Annotated in this window: 17 protein-coding genes and 1 pseudogene; 6 read left to right on the forward strand and 12 right to left on the reverse strand. The window is 34.3% G+C overall.

What is annotated here, in order from left to right:
* Positions 1–210: 210 nt before the first annotated feature.
* The 3 genes from LDM92_RS03035 to LDM92_RS03045 all read left to right on the forward strand — a co-directional run bounded on the left by LDM92_RS03035 (position 211) and on the right by LDM92_RS03045 (position 2951).
* Positions 211–867: an HAD family hydrolase gene (locus LDM92_RS03035; RefSeq protein ID WP_223901987.1), complete on the forward strand. Its 657-nt coding sequence runs from the start codon at positions 211–213 to the stop codon at positions 865–867.
* A 36-nt stretch (positions 868–903) separates the two neighbouring features.
* The gene (locus tag LDM92_RS03040) at positions 904–1488 is read left to right on the forward strand and encodes a DJ-1 family glyoxalase III (RefSeq protein ID WP_223901988.1); all 585 of its coding nucleotides are present in this window, start codon (positions 904–906) and stop codon (positions 1486–1488) included.
* Between the two features lie 428 nt (positions 1489–1916).
* Positions 1917–2951, forward strand: a complete 1035-nt coding sequence (locus LDM92_RS03045) for a linear amide C-N hydrolase (protein ID WP_223901989.1) — start codon at positions 1917–1919, stop codon at positions 2949–2951.
* A gap of 106 nt (positions 2952–3057) precedes the next feature.
* Here the strand turns inward: LDM92_RS03045 and LDM92_RS03050 are convergent, their stop codons facing one another.
* The 4 genes from LDM92_RS03050 to LDM92_RS03065 form a co-directional block, all read right to left on the reverse strand.
* A complete protein-coding gene (locus tag LDM92_RS03050) occupies positions 3058–3705 on the reverse strand; it encodes a hypothetical protein (RefSeq protein ID WP_223901990.1) in 648 nt (215 codons plus the stop codon).
* Between the two features lie 173 nt (positions 3706–3878).
* Positions 3879–6482 carry a cation-translocating P-type ATPase gene (locus LDM92_RS03055; protein WP_223901991.1) on the reverse strand — a complete coding sequence of 868 codons (2604 nt, stop codon included), beginning with the start codon at positions 6480–6482 and terminating at the stop codon, positions 3879–3881.
* A gap of 515 nt (positions 6483–6997) precedes the next feature.
* Entirely contained in the window at positions 6998–8347 is a 1350-nt protein-coding gene (locus tag LDM92_RS03060; protein ID WP_223901992.1) for a hypothetical protein, read from the reverse strand.
* A 27-nt stretch (positions 8348–8374) separates the two neighbouring features.
* Positions 8375–8635 carry a SemiSWEET family transporter gene (locus LDM92_RS03065; RefSeq protein ID WP_034980382.1) on the reverse strand — a complete coding sequence of 87 codons (261 nt, stop codon included), beginning with the start codon at positions 8633–8635 and terminating at the stop codon, positions 8375–8377.
* Between the two features lie 588 nt (positions 8636–9223).
* Here LDM92_RS03065 and LDM92_RS03070 point away from each other — a divergent pair.
* From LDM92_RS03070 to LDM92_RS03080, 3 genes and pseudogenes are all read left to right on the forward strand, one after another.
* A pseudogene (locus tag LDM92_RS03070) lies at positions 9224–10297 on the forward strand (S66 family peptidase).
* 88 nt (positions 10298–10385) lie between these two features.
* The gene (locus tag LDM92_RS03075) at positions 10386–11069 is read left to right on the forward strand and encodes an ABC transporter ATP-binding protein (RefSeq protein WP_223901993.1); all 684 of its coding nucleotides are present in this window, start codon (positions 10386–10388) and stop codon (positions 11067–11069) included.
* Complete coding sequence (locus LDM92_RS03080) at positions 11066–12331, forward strand: ABC transporter permease (protein ID WP_223901994.1); 1266 nt, start codon at positions 11066–11068, stop codon at positions 12329–12331. The genes LDM92_RS03075 and LDM92_RS03080 overlap by 4 nt, the downstream gene beginning before the upstream one ends.
* Positions 12332–12408: 77 nt before the next feature.
* Here LDM92_RS03080 and LDM92_RS03085 read toward each other — a convergent pair whose 3' ends face one another.
* The 8 genes from LDM92_RS03085 to LDM92_RS03120 form a co-directional block, all read right to left on the reverse strand.
* Positions 12409–12765 (reverse strand): DUF6176 family protein, encoded by a 357-nt coding sequence (locus LDM92_RS03085; protein ID WP_223901995.1) that lies wholly within the window; start codon positions 12763–12765, stop codon positions 12409–12411.
* Positions 12766–13185: 420 nt separating this feature from the next.
* On the reverse strand, positions 13186–13350 hold the full coding sequence (locus LDM92_RS03090) for a hypothetical protein (RefSeq protein WP_156962766.1): 165 nt from the start codon (positions 13348–13350) through the stop codon (positions 13186–13188).
* An 18-nt stretch (positions 13351–13368) separates the two neighbouring features.
* Entirely contained in the window at positions 13369–14019 is a 651-nt protein-coding gene (locus tag LDM92_RS03095) for an ABC-2 transporter permease (protein WP_223901996.1), read from the reverse strand.
* Complete coding sequence (locus LDM92_RS03100) at positions 14000–14791, reverse strand: ABC transporter ATP-binding protein (RefSeq protein WP_223902194.1); 792 nt, start codon at positions 14789–14791, stop codon at positions 14000–14002. Before LDM92_RS03100 ends, LDM92_RS03095 begins: the two co-directional genes overlap by 20 nt.
* Positions 14792–15058: 267 nt before the next feature.
* A complete protein-coding gene (gene rpsI / locus LDM92_RS03105) occupies positions 15059–15454 on the reverse strand; it encodes a 30S ribosomal protein S9 (RefSeq protein ID WP_034980394.1) in 396 nt (131 codons plus the stop codon).
* Between the two features lie 11 nt (positions 15455–15465).
* Positions 15466–15909, reverse strand: a complete 444-nt coding sequence (rplM, locus tag LDM92_RS03110) for a 50S ribosomal protein L13 (protein ID WP_045928442.1) — start codon at positions 15907–15909, stop codon at positions 15466–15468.
* A gap of 106 nt (positions 15910–16015) precedes the next feature.
* Positions 16016–16801, reverse strand: a complete 786-nt coding sequence (truA, locus tag LDM92_RS03115) for a tRNA pseudouridine(38-40) synthase TruA (protein WP_109586589.1) — start codon at positions 16799–16801, stop codon at positions 16016–16018.
* Positions 16801–17598, reverse strand: coding sequence for an energy-coupling factor transporter transmembrane component T family protein (locus LDM92_RS03120; protein ID WP_223901997.1), 798 nt, complete (start codon positions 17596–17598; stop codon positions 16801–16803). The genes truA and LDM92_RS03120 overlap by 1 nt, the downstream gene beginning before the upstream one ends.
* Between the last annotated feature and the right edge of the window lie 4 nt (positions 17599–17602).

A 17602-nucleotide genomic window follows, 5' to 3' on the forward strand; every position in this document is an offset into this window, starting at 1 on the left:
TAAATAGTATCATAATTTTCGTAAAACACAATAATTTTTAACATATTAATTACAATTTCTTGAACTATAGTAAAAATAATAAAACAACTTAGGTGGCTGTGTGAGAACTCAGAAAATTATGAGTAAAAACATGTTCATGAATATTTGTCTTTAATTTGGGTTAGCTAATCGTTATAATGCAGAGGGTTAGTTAATGAAAGGAAAGTACACTTGGCAAAATATAAAACTTTAATTTTTATTCTTGAAGGAAGCTTATTAAACGAAAAAGTTGCAGAACAAAATGCACTCAGGCAGACTTTGAAGTTGGCCGGCAGAGAATATGGTCCAACTGAGCGCATACAATATAATTCATTACAAGAAAAGACTAAATTACTAGGATTTGATGAGCGCATCAAATTAACTTTGCAGGAATTCTTTAAAAATGACTGGATTTCTGCGAAAGGCGCTTTTGATAACCAGTTACAAAAACAAGATCAGCTAAATAAAGATGTATTGCCTTTTTTAGATGAAGTGAAAAATAAAGTTAACTTGATTTTGCTGACAAAAGAGAAAAAAGATGTGGCTTCATGCCGCATGCAGAGCACAGAACTAATAAATTATTTTTCCGCAGTTTATTTTAAAGACTATTTTGCATGTAAGTTTCCAGATAAGAAGGTTTTGACAACTATATTGCAGCAGCAAAATCTGACGCCAGCTACTTGTCTTGTAATTGGGACAAACTTAGTCGATGAAATTCAGGGTGCCGAAAATGCTAACCTGGATTCTCTTTGGCTAGCGCCCAAGAAAGTAAAAATGCCAATTAGTCCACGTCCAACTTTACATTTAAATAAATTAACTGATTTATTATTTTACCTAGAATTAAGCTAGTTTATAATAAAGTAAAAGAATTGTGAGGTAAAACAAATGAAAAAAGTAGCTGTGATTTTTGCCGATGGTTGTGAAGAAGTTGAAGGTTTAAGCGTTATTGATGTATTACGTCGCTTAGGCGTTCAAGCTGATATGGTTGGACTTACTAGTACAACGGTAAATGGTGCACACAATATCAAACTTACTTGTGATAAAACTGTTGCTGATAGTCTATTGGATTATGACGTAGTAGCTCTTCCAGGTGGTACAACCGGAGCAGAAAATTTACGTGATAATGAAAAACTGGCAGATCTAATGATAAAACGGCATAACGCTAACCAATGGGATGCCGCAATGTGTGCTGCCCCTATTGCTCTCGCCCGTTATGGCGTTATATCTGACGCTAATTATACATGTTATCCGGGGTTTGAAAAACAAACCAAAAAGGATGCGCCAAGTGGTCACTTCAAGGAAAATATTACTGTAACTGATGACGAACATAAAGTCATTACTAGTCGTGGTCCGGCAACTGCTTGGGCATTTGCATATGCAATTGCGGAAGCGCTGGGAATTGACACTAAGGACCTAAAGGCGGGCATGTTATACAATTACCTAGCCGACAATATTCAAGATAGTTTGTAAATTTTTCTCTAACACAAAAAGGCGAAGTTTTAAACTTCACTTTTTTTATTACGATAGATTATTAACTTATTCATAACTTTAGATAACATCAAAAGTAAAATAATTCCTGATCCATCTATCAAATATGAGTTGCGTTAGCTTGTCCCGCAAAATTTGAGTTAAAAAATTGACTATAACAATTAAATAAGTAAATTTAACATTAGTCTTAGTCATTTCATTCTTTCGAATATTTATTAAGTGACAGTAATTAACATTAAGATAACAATTTTTTGTAGCAGGAAATTGGCATTAATTTATTTTTTTACTGCTAAACACCTATGAACTAGTACTTCTTATTTACAGAAATATTTTTTTAAGAGGTATTTTAAAAATATGATAAAATTAAATTACCCTTAAAAGGGGAAAACAAATAACGGGAGGTATTAAGCATGTGTACAACTATTGCAATTAAATCTGATAGTGGTGACGTATTTTGGGGACGGACTATGGACTTTACATTTGATCCCTTTAAACCTAGTGCGGATAGCAAAATGACTACTTTTCCTGCAAACTATGAATTAAAGGGTTTGCACCAAAGCTGGACGACTAAATATCCGTTTATGGGTATCAACGTCAATGATTCACTTTTCTTTAATGATGGTATAAATAGTGCAGGTATAGTTGGTGATGCACAATTCTTAGAAGAGGCTTCTTGGGATACAGTAGAAAGTCTTAAAAAGCGCGGATTAAAACCTATAATTGGCGAAGAAGTTGTTGCATATGTTTTAAGTAATTTTGGCAGTATCGCTGAAATAAAAGAAGCTTTTAAGCATTTTGGCCAAGAAAAAACCAATTATCCTGATTGGGAAAATGCAGACACTGGCATTCCTACTCCAATTCCAATGCACTACACTTTCTGTGATCCAAGTGGTAAAAGCGTTATTTTGGAACCGGTTAAGAATGGGGCCTTTAAAATATATGATGGTATTGGCGTTATGACCAACAGTCCAGAATATCCTTGGCACCTCGACAATTTGCGGAATTACTTACATTTAACCAATCACAATTTGGGTCATCACCAAATAAGCGATCAGCTAGACATTAAACAAATTGAAAGTGGTTCTGGATTATTAGGATTACCTGGTGACTATACCGCACCATCACGTTTTGTTCGTGGAACATTTATTTCTAAATTTTTAGCACCATTTCATTCAGATCAGGGAACTCCTCAACTATATAATGTATTCAAATCGGTCATGATTCCACGGGGATTAGAGCATCTTCAAGAAGGTGAGGACAAATGTGATTATTCAGGTTACTGGGCAGGATATGATGTTTCAAGCAGAAGTTTATATATTCAACCAGAGGATTGCCCAACAATGACAAAATTTGTTCTGGATCCTGCTACAACGACTAAAATTACCCAGCCTATTCAACATGACTTTAAAGTTTTAGAAACCAAAAAACAAAAGGCTTTAGCTTAAAAATTATTACCAGTTGATTTGAGTTATTAGTCTTTTAATTGTTCTATTTGAAACAAAAATGCGTTTAAAAGTTTAATACTTTTAAACGCATTTTTATAAACAACAACTATTTACCAACTAATAGTGATGGATATTGTGTAAACGATAAATCACCTTTATAAGCAAACCAGTCTTTTATTTCCTTTATTGATTTATTGGCAATTTTTTTGTTTTGACCATGTAGCTTTTTAGCCTCATTTTTAATTTGAATTAGTGATGGCTTTTTGCCTTCAAACTGCGAATCCATGACTTTTAATTCGGCTTTGATCAGTGGCTGTAAAGCTTTTCTCTTAGCATTTATGTTATAAAGATCGCCATTAAAGAAGGTAACCCAGCCTTGATTTTTACCACTTTGATCAACTATGTGAGCGACCAATTCAACCCTACCGGTACCAAATTCAGTAATCTTAAATTTTATATTTTTATCTGCCATTTTCTTAACCCAGCTTTTGCCAAACGGCTTAGAAGTATGACTAATGAAATCATTAACTTCGTGATAAACAGTAGCATTCCTAGCTAATTTAAATACGTAACCTTCTTTAGAAAACCGTTTAGCAGGCGTAACGGTCATACCTGGGTCGGTTGTAGGACTAGTTGCTACTGACTTAGCATTTTCACTACTTTCTGCTTTGGTCACAGTTAAAGTGGTCAATGTTGTAAAATAAAAAAGGATGGCTGCAGAACATAAAATTGTTCTAAAATACTTGTGTTTCATTTTTTAACCTCAAAAATAAACTATAATAATAATTTGTAACAAAATTGTAACTTTATTACAATTATATGTCAACAATAATTGATTTTTTAACTATAAAAAAATTTTTATCAATAATGAAAAAAATAAGCCTTGAAAGTTAGACAACTTTCAAGGCTTATTTTAAAATCAATTCTTTAGCAAGTATTTTTTTCTACTTCCATTTGAATGTTGTTAGTCAAACGTTTATTCATTTCCAAAACAAAAACAGGAATTAAACTACCAACCAAAACGACAAGCCAGCCTTGAACTGGTAACAAAGCCAAGTGTAAAAACTGTCGCAAACGAGGTAGGAGTGTCAGCGATAAAACCAGTATCATGCTGAGTAGTAGTCCCCAATTAAGCATTTTATTGGTTTTAAAAGTTTGCAGTGTGATTGGTTGAGAATCCTTAATAGCGTAAATATCAATCATTGATCCCAGTGCTAATACTAAAAAGACCATGGTCATCCCAGCTTGTGGGTTATTAGTTGAAAGAATAAATCTGCCATAAGCATACGTGCTCAAAGTTAAAATCGTGAAAGTAATCGCGCGAATAATCATTCTTTGCATTAATCCACGGCCAAGAATGCTTTCATCATTACCTATTGGATTTTGGTCCATTATGTTTGGTTCACCAGGCTCTTTACTGATGAAGAATCCAGGTATTCCATCTGCAAGTACATTAATAATTAATAATTGTTCTGCTAAAAGTGGTGCACCCCAACCTATAATTGTACTAATAACCATTAAGAAAATTTGCGCGAAATTGACACCAATTAAGAATTCAACAGCCTTAATAATATTTTGATAAACAGTTCTGCCTTCTGCCACAGCTTTAATAATCGTGGCAAAATTATCATCCGTTAAAATCATGTCAGCAGCTTCTTTTGCCACTTCTGTACCTGTCATGCCCATCGCAATTCCAACATCCGCTGCTTTAAGAGCCGGTGCATCGTTCACGCCATCGCCTGTCATTGCAACTGTTTTATCAAGATCTTGCCAAGCTTGAACTATTCTGATTTTGTCACTGGGAGAAACACGAGCAAAAACTCTTATATCTTGAATACAATCTTTCAATTCAGAATCTGTCATTTTTTGTAATTCTGACCCTGTAATTGCTTTTTGATCAGAATCTAAAATACCTATTTCTTCAGCTATTGCTTTGGCGGTTACAAGATGATCACCAGTAATCATTACAGTCTTGATGCCGGCCTGTTTTGCTTTAGTAACAGCTCTGGATACCTCAGGTCGAGGAGGATCAATTAATCCGATCATACCAGCAAGTTTTAAATTGGAATTATTTACAGCCCAATCAGTTGGATCCGCATTAGAAGCTATTACCTTATACCCAACTGCTAATACTCTTAACGCATTTTTAGCAAAATCATCATGAGCTTTTTGACCAGATTTAACTGGTTCTTTTTTATCTAAGTGCAGCCTGTCCCAAGCACCTTTAACGATTACTAATTGACGTCCATCAGTTAAGCGATGAACCGTCGTCATCATTTTTTTATTAGAATCAAAGGGATCTTCTGCTATACGAGGTGCTTCATTTTCCAGCTCTTGCCGTGAGCTGCCCTGTTGGTGTAACCAGTTTACAATCGCAACTTCGGTAGCATCGCCAACAACTTCTTCCGAGCCATCTTTTTCCATAATTTTGGCATTGTTAGCTAAACCTAGCATTTTCAATAAATTTTGTCCGCCTTTAGGTAAATCGGCCGCTTTCTTAATACCCGTTTCAGGTGTCCAATATTTAGTAATGGTCATTTTATTTTGAGTTAAAGTGCCAGTTTTGTCAGTAGCAATAACATCCACGTTACCGATAGTCTCCACAGCACCAATGTGTCTAATAATAGCATTGCGCTCAGCCATTTTTTTGACACCACGAGATAAACTGATTGTCACAATAATCGGCAAGGTTTCGGGAACAGCTGCAACTGCTAAAGAAAGACCAATCATCAAGCTGTCTGCTAAAGTCTTATTCTGCATTCCTAAGCTCAATGTGAAAATTACAAGTCCACCCAAGCCGGCAAAAACAGTCATCCATTTGGATAATTTATCTAACTTGCCCTGTAAAGGTGTTTCTCTCTTTTCAGTTTTATTCAAAAGGTTGGCAATTTTACCAATCTCCGTTGCCATTCCAATAGCACTAACTTGAACAAGTGCTCTACCACTGACAACTGCAGTACCAGAAAAGACGCGTTCATCGTCAGTTAAATTGCTTTTGAGACGATAATTTTTTTTGGAAACGGGCAAACTTTCACCAGTTAAAATTGCTTCATCAACTGCTAAATTAGTCTCGTCTAAAATAACACAATCTGCTGGAACTTGATCACCGGTATTTAAATAGATCAAATCACCTGGCACTAATTCGGAAACAGCTATTGTAATATCTCGACCATCACGTCTACCTTTAGCTGTGGGCAAACTCATTGCCTTCAAAGCTGCCAGCGATTTTTCGGCTGAAGCTTCCTGATATAAGCCAATTACCACATTAATAACTAAAATCAAGCTGATTACAATTGTTTTAGTCCACCCACCATTTTGGAATAAAGCCAAATATGTCGCTAATACTATCGCCAATAAAAGAACTAAGGACGAAATATCTTTTAAATGGTGCCATATTTTTCTATACAGTGGAATTGCTTTCTTTTCGAGCAACTCATTAGGACCAAATTTACTGCGCTTTCGTTCTACCTCAGCATCAGTTAAACCGGACTTGGGGGTTATTTTGAATAGTAGTTCTGATTTTTGGGACATGCTATCTCCTCCATTATTCGATTAAATTTATAATTAAGCTGTTTAAATAGAAAAGCCATATTTATCGTAATTGAGCAATTTATAAAAAGCCAAACTTGATTTATGCATTAAAGACAATAATTAGTTTATTTTAAAAAAAGCAGAAAGCCTCTGATACTTATCCGAAGTTTTCTGCTTACATGATTATTAAAAATTAGTTGTTAATTAACAACGTTTTTTAAAAAATTGTCTTTAGTTTAAAAATTTTATTTCTAAACTAAACATCCTCTTTCCCATAAAAGCTTAACATTAGTATACAAGAACTGGCAATTTTTGGCTATTTTTATGCTTATAGTGTTTGCACTATATGTTTTAAATAACTTCTTTTCTTTTGCAAAGTGTTATTTAAAATTTAGATTTTGCCAAATATCTTTTAAATATGTTTAGCACTAATTTAATTATATAAAAAGCCAAGAAATCTAGCTTAAAATAGCAGGATTTCTCGGCATTTTTTGCTTATATGTTTTAAACCTTTTTTACTTTACTTCTGTTCTTACATCGGCTAAGGCTTCCAAACTATCTGCTATCTCACGCCAATTATTCTCGTAAGGTCCATACGCAGTATGAATCAAACTACCTACTGGTAGTGAGGGGCACTCATTTTCTGCATTAGTTCCCCAATTTTGCCAGCCTGATTGTGGTCTCTGAACAATTTGGAAAGCATTTGATGCATGTTCAGTTTGCCAAACCATGGCCTGACCGGTTTGAGTATTAATTTCAGCACTCTTAGTTGCGGGTCCAGCAAAAACAGTCTGATCGCTAACTTCACTAACATTAACAGGATCAGCACTAAATAACCACGGACGATCATTTAACTCAGCCAATACAAAGGCTTTCTGACGCACATCATGTAAATTAGTCTCTATCTCATCTTGAGACAATGCATTTTCCCAAACAGAGAATAAGCGCCAATACAGATCCCAATGTGCATTAGCCATATTGCCGGTAAGTTGTTTTCTAAAGTCTTCAAACCGATCACTCCGTTTTTGACCATCATGAACTAACTCTTGTACTTTATTTGCCAGTTGACCAGAATATGGATCTCCTTCTCGATACCATACACCGTCATACGTGGCAAAGCGATCAAATACTAATTGTCCAATTCCACTTTCAAATTCATCACCTACAGTGATTTTGTCGACAATAGATCGTTGATTAACTGTGGTTTGAAAATGATCTACATGGTAAACGCGCGAAAAGAAAGGAACATCATAATAAAAAGACCAGTCCAAAGCAAAACGCTTTCCGTGTAATTCTGGTTTTAAACCGTCAGGTATTCTGCCTGATAAACGATACTCTTTCATAACAGGACCATCTTCAACTGGTTCGATATCTACAATTATATGTTCAGCCGGATTGATCAAACCATTATCAGGAGTGAAGAAGGGACCATAAAAGCCACCCATGGCATTATTTCCTGATGGCAACAAATCCCGTTTTTCATCCACGGCCATGAAATGTCGTAAGCCCCATTTAGATGAACCTTCACCTTGAGCAGTACCACGACAAAGTTCAAAATCAAACTTGCCAGTATTTAAATGTACATAAGCGTCATTTTCTTTAGCTGTAGGTATCTTTTTGATACCTTTAACTTTGTCCTCCTCAATTTCGTGATCAAAGGATAATTCTTCTTCAGGGCCAGAGAAATTGACAATAGCAACAAAATTATGATCTGGATCATTATGTAACCTCTGTGCTACACAAGTCTTTCCAGAATTATTTTTAACAACCCAATAATTCCCTGTTATATCATCAGGGGCCGAAAACTTAACTGGAACAGGAATTTTAATCTTTTCTTGTGGATTAGTAATCTTAATTTTTACCATTTTCTTACCTCTCAAACTTTAACAAAACTATAGTGCAGTGAAAAATGTGATTAATCCAAAAACAACACCTGCAGCATTGCAAGCAGCTAAAGGAATATCACGATCTTTTTTAAACAAGGCATAAATTACCCATAAAAATGTATTAATTGCCGTTGCTAAGGGCTGAATTGGACTACCCTTAACGCCATGTAAATTGTTAATAATTTGCGGTATATAAGACACATACATTATGATAGCCGTTATAGAAGCAATCCATCCAAGAACTGTCATTGCTTTTTCTAATTTCATAATTTCATCTCCTGCTGATCATCTTAGCACCACGTAATCGCTTTCTCCAGTATACATGTACATAGAGGCGACATATTTTTATATTTAATTATTAAAAAAAGCACAATCTGCCCGTTTTGTAAATCTTTGTGTAACTTGTATCATTTCCTATATGAAATATATAGATATAAAAAATAGCCCTGAAAGCTATTTGGCGTTTAGGACTCAATTTGCTTATAACAAACAATGGGTATAAATTTTATTTAATAGTAATATTTCCTTCTGTTGAATCTGCCAGAAGAAAATTTTTCTTGGAATTATTTTTGATAAAGTTCATCAGGCTTTGTATCCTTTTACTTAATGCTTTACCATCTGTTGTTAGCTAGTAACTCTAATTGCATGCATTTATAATTACTTTTAATCTGGTTTTACCTGAAACAGTAATTTGATAAACTATCTGGTACTTCCTTGAAAGAACTTAGCATAACATAAAATGATAAAAATCTATTCTTCTTTAATCTTTTGACTTCTTTAAAAGGTTTTTAAGAATAGAATTTTATTGTATAATTTTTTAAAAAATAAACCCGTTAAAAAGAGTATATGTGAACTATGCTAATAAAACCCAAGCAATTACATGTAGGTGATAAAGTAGCAATTGTTAGTTTATCAGCTGGTACTCTAGGTGAGAGTTTTGCTTCCCATGAACTAAAACAAGGAATCAAGCACATGAAACAACTTGGCTTAAATCCTGTATTTATGCCACATGCCCTTTCAGGTAGTACTTATGTTAAAAGTCATCCAGCTGAACGTGCCGCTGATTTAAAAGCAGCATTTCTAGATCCAAAAATTAAAGGTATTTTTGCTGCTATTGGCGGAGATGACACTTACAGAACTTTGCCCTATTTAATGGCAGATCAGGAATTTAAAAAAACTGTCTGTGATTATCCCAAGTTATTTAGTGGTTTCTCTGATACTACGAACAATCATCTAATGTTTTACAAAATGGGCTTGCAAACATTCTATGGACCGAGCTTTTTAACTGATTTTGCAGAACTGGCTAATGAACTTTTGCCTTATACAAAAAAGACTTTAATACATTACTTTGAAAATTTACCTGTTACTCTGATTCCTGCAAGTGAGAACTGGTATGAAGAAAGAACTGATTTCTCAATTAAACAAGTTGGTAAAGAAAGAATAAGCCACAAAGACACCGGTTATGAAGTTTTAGGTGGGCATGGAAAAGTTCAAGGTAGACTATGGGGTGGCTGCATCGATAGCCTTTATGATGACTTAACAACAAATCGATATCCAGACGAACCATCTGTTATTAACCAGTATCAGCTTATACTCACGCCAGAAGAAGCAAAAGATAAAATACTTTTTATATAAACATGTGAAGAAAAACCAGCTCCTGAACTTTATTGTCAAGAATTAGCTAAATTAGAAGAAGTTGGTATTTTGGGAAATGTTCGCGCAATTTTAGTAGGCAAACCTCAAGATAAAAAGTACTTTGCAGAATATAAACAAATCTTGTTGAAAAAAACTGCTAAGTTCAATACACCAATTTTATATAATGTAAATATTGGCCACGCTTATCCAAGGACCGCTCTACCTTATGGCGCGCTCACACAAATTAACTTTGAAAAACCAGAGATAAAAATTATGGAATCCTGGTTTGCCTAGTCTGAAAAATTTTTAAAAAATATTTGCCTTTTTTTAATCATTGTGTATTATATATATATTACAGTAACACATGAAAGAAGGAGAATCTATGAGTTTACTTGAAACCCGTGAGGTAACCCGCACCTATGGCAAGGGAGCAACCAAATTTGAAGCCTTACGAGGAATTAATTTACAGATTAACAAAGGTGATTCTGTTGCTATCATTGGCAAAAGTGGTTCAGGCAAGTCTACCTTAATGCACATCTTGGCGCTCCTCGACCACCCTACTACTGGTAGCGTATGGCTAAATAATGAGCCCACAAGTAAAATTAAAAACAAAGCATTAAATAAATTGCGCAATCAAACCTTTGGCTTTGTTTTTCAACAATTTTTCTTAAATGCTCAAGATAGTGTTTTAGAAAACGTGATGCTTCCTTTAAAAATAGGTGGAATCACAGGAAAAGAACGCAGATCAAAGGCATTGGCAGCCCTCAAAGCAGTTGGCCTAGAAAGTAAAGTTAAAAATAAAGCAAGTGACTTGTCAGGGGGTCAAAAGCAGCGTGTTTGTATTGCGCGGGCCTTAGTCAATGATCCCCAAATCATTTTTGCAGATGAGCCGACAGGAAACTTGGATTCAGCTACTAGCGAAAATATTGAAAATATTTTATTTAAACTACATCAAGAAAAAAATATTACCTTAATAATTGTTACTCACGATCCTGATTTAGCAAAAAAATGTGCGCGTCAGGTTCAGATTAAAGATGGTCAAATAGTGGGAGGAACACAGCAATGAGATTCCATGATATTCTAAATTCTGCGGCTACAAACTTATGGCACAATAAGGGGAGGACATTCCTAACCATTATAGCTGTTTTCATTGGCTCCTTAACTATTGCCTTTACTATGGGTATTAATAATGGTGTTAATGATTATTTGAAAAAGCAGGTCGGCAATGTAGGTAAAACTGAGCAAATGTCTATTTTGCCTGGGAGTTCCAGTCAAGATACGAATGAACCTCAAAAATATAATACCAAGAAGAGCAGTCAAAACGCTGATGGTATGATGGACAAAAACGACGTTAAAAAAATCAAATCAGTTAAAGGCTTAAAAGATTTTAAAGCGTTAAAGGACTGTGATGTTGACTATGTCCAAGGGCCTAATAAAACTAAATATCTTATAATTGCGCAAATAACCGAAGGGATCAACTACGACTTAAAAGTTGGTCACCAAGTTGCTACTAGCGGAAAAAAATCTCAGATTCTAATCACTAAACCAATGGTTAAATCTTATGGCTTCAAAAATGCACAAGATGCTCTTGGTAAAAAAGTAACTTTAGTCACAAAATCACCCCTTACTAAGAAAAGAGCAAAAATATCTGCTACGGTTGTTGGAATAAGAAATGACAGTATAGTATCAAAAGGTTTTGCCATTTACAGTAATGGCTTAGGGCAAAAAATAATTGCCGCCAACCAAAAAGGACTTCCGCAAGCATTAAAAGATAAGTATACCAGTGTTATGGCTACCCCTATTAACAAGAGTGCTAGCAGTATTAAAAAAATTGAAGATAATCTAACTAAAAAAGGATATTCCGGTATGACTCTTAAGGAAGCAGTCAATGAACTTTTCCTAACATTCAACGCAGTTACTGGGGTTTTAATTGTTTTTGGAGCTATCGCCTTGGTAGCTGCCAGCTTTGGAGTAGTCAATACTCTGTACATGTCAGTGAGAGATCGTACAAAAGAAATTGGTCTTATGAAGGCATTAGGACTCAGCAAGGGTAAAGTATTTTCCATTTTCAGCTGTGAAGCAATCTTAATTGGTTTGCTTGGCTCTTCATTGGGATTACTATTAGCAATGGGTTTAGGCAATGCCTTAAACAATTTTGCTGCTAAATCATTCTTAAAAGGTCTAGATGGCTTTACTTTAATTCAATTCAACTGGTCTAGCAGCTTACTAATTATTGGTATCATTTGCCTAATTACCTTTTTAGCAGGAACATTACCTGCCAAACGAGCAGCAAAACTAGATCCAATCACTGCTTTAAGATATGAATAAAAACCAAATAATAAAAACGTCAGACTATATCTGGCGTTTTTCATTCTTCTTTTATTCAGGCAACTTAACATTTTCACTTAATCAGCATCTATAATGCTGTTAATTTTAGGTGCTACTAGTTTTTCCATCACTTTCATATTCACCGGCTTATAAGCAGTATCTATACACTCCTCCCAATACTCTAAGTGTTTTTGATCAATATAGCTTTCCGAATCTTCAACAGCACTGCCTCCTTCTCCTTGGATAGAATACCAATAAAAGTATGTGTAACCATCCGAACTTTCCTCTTTAAATACAGTCTCAATATACATTCTTTCTCCAGCCATTGTTGCCACAGTATCTTGATGATGTTTATTTAAAAAATCCATCCATTCCTGTGCTCTTAATTCTTTACCTTTTTTAATACGAAAACGTGTTAATTCAATTTTTGTCATAATCCTACCTTTGATAATTATTATAATAAATAATGCAATACACTAAGAATAAGTAAATAGCGCTTACTAAATCGTAAAGCGTTACGAACCTTCTTAAGATCTGGTTTAACTAAATTTTAAAAGATTTTAATATCAGGTGTCTTCTCGCTTTTCTGAAAGTGCTGTTTCAATAAGTTTCAATTAACTTCATCTGAATGGTATGAATTTCACTTTTAAAAATATATGAATTGAGCAGATAAATACTAAAAGTTTACAGCATTTAATAACTTACTTTGGTTAAATTTTTGTAGAGTGCTCCAGTTAATTATTTCAATAGAACATAAATTAGAAAGGCACTTTTATATTCAGCTAGTGTCTTTCTAATATTCAAAAGTTAAGAACAAAAAGCATATTTTCAACAATCAATAGATTTACGCTTACTTATTTTGCTTTCTTTCCCTTACGTTCTATTAAATCTGCAATTAAGGCGGGAATAATTGCAATAAAAGCAGTCCCTTTTTCTCCCCAAATTAGTATCCCGACTGCGAGTACAATTGAAACTATTGCTAAAGCAACGGCTATTTGATGATATAATTTTTTAGTCATAATAGTTCAAACTCCTAACTACTTAAATGTGTTGGAATATACTTTTGTTGAAATTATCATTGAAACGATTGATATTACGGCAATTAAGATACAGCTTGTTATTACTAGCAGGAAAGAATTAGTATTACCAATCCAAGCGATGAACGATAGACCCCAAGTCGTTTTCTGCAAAATATAAACCCCTCCAATAATAAGGACTAAAACCAGTATATTCACAATTGTGCTTCCAAACGTACCTGAAGCATAAACTGCTGGGAGTAAGAGTACTACATACATGATACCAATCAATAAGCCAACTATCGATATCAATATATGAATTAGCAGGCTAAATTGTTGGAAAATTAGAGCAGTGGCAATGCTTAAAATTAAAGTTATAAAGCTAATAGATACAATTAAAGAAATACAAAAAATATATCTAGCCAAAACTATATTTCTTTTGGGAATAGGAAAAACACCTACGAATCTGTTCCATCCACTTTCTTGGTCAGCAATCAATAGACCAGTTGGCATTGATGCTAAACTAATCGGTCCCATTATTGAGAGAAAAATCGTTCCAGACTCCCTACCAAAAATTGTCACCAAAAGTAGTACTAATATGATTAGCAATCTACTTTTTACACTTAGCTTATTTAGTATAAGTTGAAAATCCTTATAAATAAGTCCTCTCATCTATCTTAACTCCTTTTACTAAAAATAGGAATATTTCCTCTAATGAAGCATAATCTATATAATCAACACTTTCTTGTGATACTTCAACTAGATATTGAGCCATGTTATCTTGGTATAGTTTATATTTGATGTTCTTCAATGGAAGGTCTGTTATCTCTGTTTTAATTGCATAATGATTAAGCAACTCACCTTTACTACCCTTTAATAAAATATTGCCATTTTCCATAAAAATAAAATAGTTAGCAACTTGTTCTAAATCACTTAAGATATGTGAAGACAATAATACCGTCATTTGATCATTATTTACATATTTTTTTAACATAGATAAGATTTCTCTCCTTACAATGGGGTCAAGCCCACTAGTTGCTTCATCAGCAATTAAGAGTCTAGGATGATGAGAAAGAGTGGCAGCAAAATTAAATTTAGCAAGCATCCCTCTTGAAAAATTACTAATAGGCTTATTGGTAGGCAAATCAAACTCATCAATTAAATTGTAATAGAGTTTTTTATCCCACCTGGGATAAATTTTTTCTAGCATTTTCTCAATTTGTTGAACAGAAAATGAGTTTGGAAAATAATTTTGCTCCAAAATTACACCTAAGTTAAGTTTTATCTGGCATTCATCTTTAACATAATCCAAACCAAAAATTTTTACATTGCCTATTTCACTTTTTATTTGATTTAATAGTAAATTCAAAAAAGTTGACTTACCTGACCCATTTTCACCAATTAAACCAACAATACTACCTTCATTTATTTTTAAATTGTTAATTTGTAGCTGAAATTTTCATATCGCTTACTTAAATTTAGCACATCTATTACTGGTTTTGTGTCCATTTTTATACCTCACTATGATTGCAACATCATATATACAACCATTAAACTACTTCAAATTAGGATTATCAAAGTCAGTAGTGCGTATTGATTTTTAAAGTAATGGTGTGAATTTGGTTGGTGTAAATTTTGCAAAAAAATTATAAAAAAACACCTCATGGTATAAACCATGAAGTGCTTTAAAACGCTGATATAATCGTACTGATTAACGTTTACTAAATTGTGAAGCTTTACGAGCTTTCTTAAGACCAGGTTTCTTACGTTCAACCATTCTTGGATCACGAGTCAAGAATCCCGCTTTCTTTAAAGGACCACGAAAATCAGGGTCAACTTCTAGAAGAGCGCGTGCAATTCCTAAACGAATAGCTCCGGCTTGCCCAGAGAAACCACCACCATTTACGTTAACCTTAACGTCGTATTGATTTTCAGTTTCAGTCAAAGTCAATGGTTGTTTCAAATCCTTAACTAAGTTAGGAAATGGAATGTATTGATCAATATCTTTGTTATTAGCAGTAATCTTGCCGCTACCTGGTACTAAACGAACACGCGCAACAGAATTCTTGCGCCGACCGGTACCTGCATATGCAACTTGTTGTGCCATTATTTAACCTCCTAGATTAATTTGTTAATGTCTAATTCTTCAGGCTTTTGTGCTTCATGCTTGTGATCAGCACCAGCATAAACATGCATCTTCATAAACTCTTGATGACCGAGAGTATTTTTAGGAAGCATACCCTTAACTGACAATTCAACTAATCTAACTGGATTATTAGCCAGCAAGTCTCCAGCTGGAGTGGCTTTTATACCACCACGGTAATCAGAGTGATGGTAATAAATCTTGTCAGTAGCTTTCTTACCCGTTAACTTTAGTTTAGCGGCATTAATAATAATGACGTTATCACCAGTGTCAACGTTTGGTGTATATTGAGGCTTGTTCTTACCTCTTAAAATAGTTGCTACTGCAGTTGACAGACGACCTAAAGATACATCTGTTGCGTCAATAACATACCACTTACGTTCAATTTCATTAGGTTTCGCTAATTGTGTAGTACGCAATTTAATTTCCTCCGTTTATACGTTGTTTGAAAACAATAAGATTCCGGGGCCTATCGTGGACAAACATACTTAAATATAATAAGTCTTTTTAATTAAAAAGTCAATATTAATCCCTATCAAGCCTGTACTTTTCCGGTATATTTTCATAAAAAACATGATACAAAAATAGTCCACTTGCTGGAGCAGTTTCTCTCACCTGTTCTCGATCCTTAGCAGATATTACCCGGGGAATATCATTTACAGGACGTTTACCTCTGCCAATCTCTAATAACATAGCTACTAAAATACGAACCATGTTATAAAGAAATCCTGAACAAATAAAATCAAAGATAATTTCATTATTTCTTTGATCTTTTTGTATATTTACGTAATACATCGTACGCACTTTGTTTTTTATTTGGCCACCACTAGCAGCAAAACTAGTGAAATCATGAGTACCCAGCAAATCAGCAGCAGCTTTTTTCATTTTTTCTATATCAACTGGATAAGGATAGTGTCCTGTATAGAAACGTTTAAAAGGGTCAACAAACCTATCCAGACTAACACAGTACCGGTACCACTTACCTTTTGCACTATATCTAACATGAAATTTTTCATCGACTACTGCGCAATTTTTAAATATAATATCTAGTGGCATCATTGAATTCAATGCACAAATCATTCTTTCAGGTGGAATTTGTTTACCTGGATAATCAAAATGAATTACTTGACCTAGTGCATGAACACCAGCATCTGTACGGCCTGAACCTTCGACAATCACGGTTTTGCCTTTTGTCATTTTATATAATGCTGTTTCAATTGTACCTTGCACAGTTCTTTGGTGTGGTTGATACTGAAATCCGTGAAATAGATGGCCGTCATAAGCGACTGTCATTTTATATCTTGTTGTCATCAATGTGTCCTAAATACTAATAGAAGTCCTAATAATAAAACAAAATAAAACAAATTTATAAAGTCTACATTAGACCATTTTAATACTCTAAATTTTGTTCTTCCCTTATCACCGCGATATCCGCGAGACTCCATCGCAGTTGATAAATCAATTGCTGTTTCCAAAGAATTAATAAACAGTGGCACTAAAAGTGGTGTGATTGCCTTTGCTCTAGTAACTAATCCACCGTTATTAAAATCTGCACCACGTGAGCGCTGAGCATTCATTATTTTAAAAGTTTCATCAAATAGAGTGGGCACAAAGCGAAGTGCTATTGACATTACAAGTGCTATCTTATCTACTGGAATACGAATCAATTTAAGCGGTTTTAATAGCCATTCGATCGCATCAGCAATTTCGAGTGGCTTAGTTGTAACTGTCATTACTGTTGATATTAAAATAATTACAGTGAAACGAATAAATATAAAAATTGCATTAGTAAAGCCGTAACTTGATAAGGCAAAAATTGTCCAGCGCCAGTATACAGTTCCCCCAACAGTAAAAAATAGTTGCAAAAAAGAAGTAAACAAAATTAGCCAAATTAATGGCTTTACTCCATCCCAAAAAATTTTAGGTTTTAGCTTTGTAGCAGCAACTGCAGCTAAACTAAAGATAGTTACTATAAGATATGAAATTGGATTATTAGCCAAAAAGACAAATAAAATAAAGAGAATAGTTGCGAGTAATTTCCCTCGAGGGTCCATTCTATAGACTATCGAATCACCAGCTACATAACGACCAATTAAGATTTTACTCACGCAA

Source organism: Lactobacillus laiwuensis (genome assembly GCF_019972835.1).
Lineage (GTDB): Bacteria > Bacillota > Bacilli > Lactobacillales > Lactobacillaceae > Lactobacillus > Lactobacillus laiwuensis.

Bases quoted from the DNA above. Each gene is read 5' to 3' on its own strand.
- LDM92_RS03045 (WP_223901989.1), top strand. From the start codon at position 1,917: ATGTGTACAACTATTGCAATTAAATCTGATAGTGGTGACGTATTTTGG.
- LDM92_RS03060 (WP_223901992.1), bottom strand. From the start codon at position 8,347: ATGGTAAAAATTAAGATTACTAATCCACAAGAAAAGATTAAAATTCCT.
- LDM92_RS03075 (WP_223901993.1), top strand. From the start codon at position 10,386: ATGAGTTTACTTGAAACCCGTGAGGTAACCCGCACCTATGGCAAGGGA.
- LDM92_RS03085 (WP_223901995.1), bottom strand. From the start codon at position 12,765: ATGACAAAAATTGAATTAACACGTTTTCGTATTAAAAAAGGTAAAGAA.
- rpsI (WP_034980394.1), bottom strand. From the start codon at position 15,454: ATGGCACAACAAGTTGCATATGCAGGTACCGGTCGGCGCAAGAATTCT.
- LDM92_RS03055 (WP_223901991.1), bottom strand. From the start codon at position 6,482: ATGTCCCAAAAATCAGAACTACTATTCAAAATAACCCCCAAGTCCGGT.
- LDM92_RS03050 (WP_223901990.1), bottom strand. From the start codon at position 3,705: ATGAAACACAAGTATTTTAGAACAATTTTATGTTCTGCAGCCATCCTT.
- LDM92_RS03040 (WP_223901988.1), top strand. From the start codon at position 904: ATGAAAAAAGTAGCTGTGATTTTTGCCGATGGTTGTGAAGAAGTTGAA.
- LDM92_RS03080 (WP_223901994.1), top strand. From the start codon at position 11,066: ATGAGATTCCATGATATTCTAAATTCTGCGGCTACAAACTTATGGCAC.
- LDM92_RS03095 (WP_223901996.1), bottom strand. From the start codon at position 14,019: ATGAGAGGACTTATTTATAAGGATTTTCAACTTATACTAAATAAGCTA.
- LDM92_RS03090 (WP_156962766.1), bottom strand. From the start codon at position 13,350: ATGACTAAAAAATTATATCATCAAATAGCCGTTGCTTTAGCAATAGTT.
- LDM92_RS03065 (WP_034980382.1), bottom strand. From the start codon at position 8,635: ATGAAATTAGAAAAAGCAATGACAGTTCTTGGATGGATTGCTTCTATA.
- truA (WP_109586589.1), bottom strand. From the start codon at position 16,801: ATGACAACAAGATATAAAATGACAGTCGCTTATGACGGCCATCTATTT.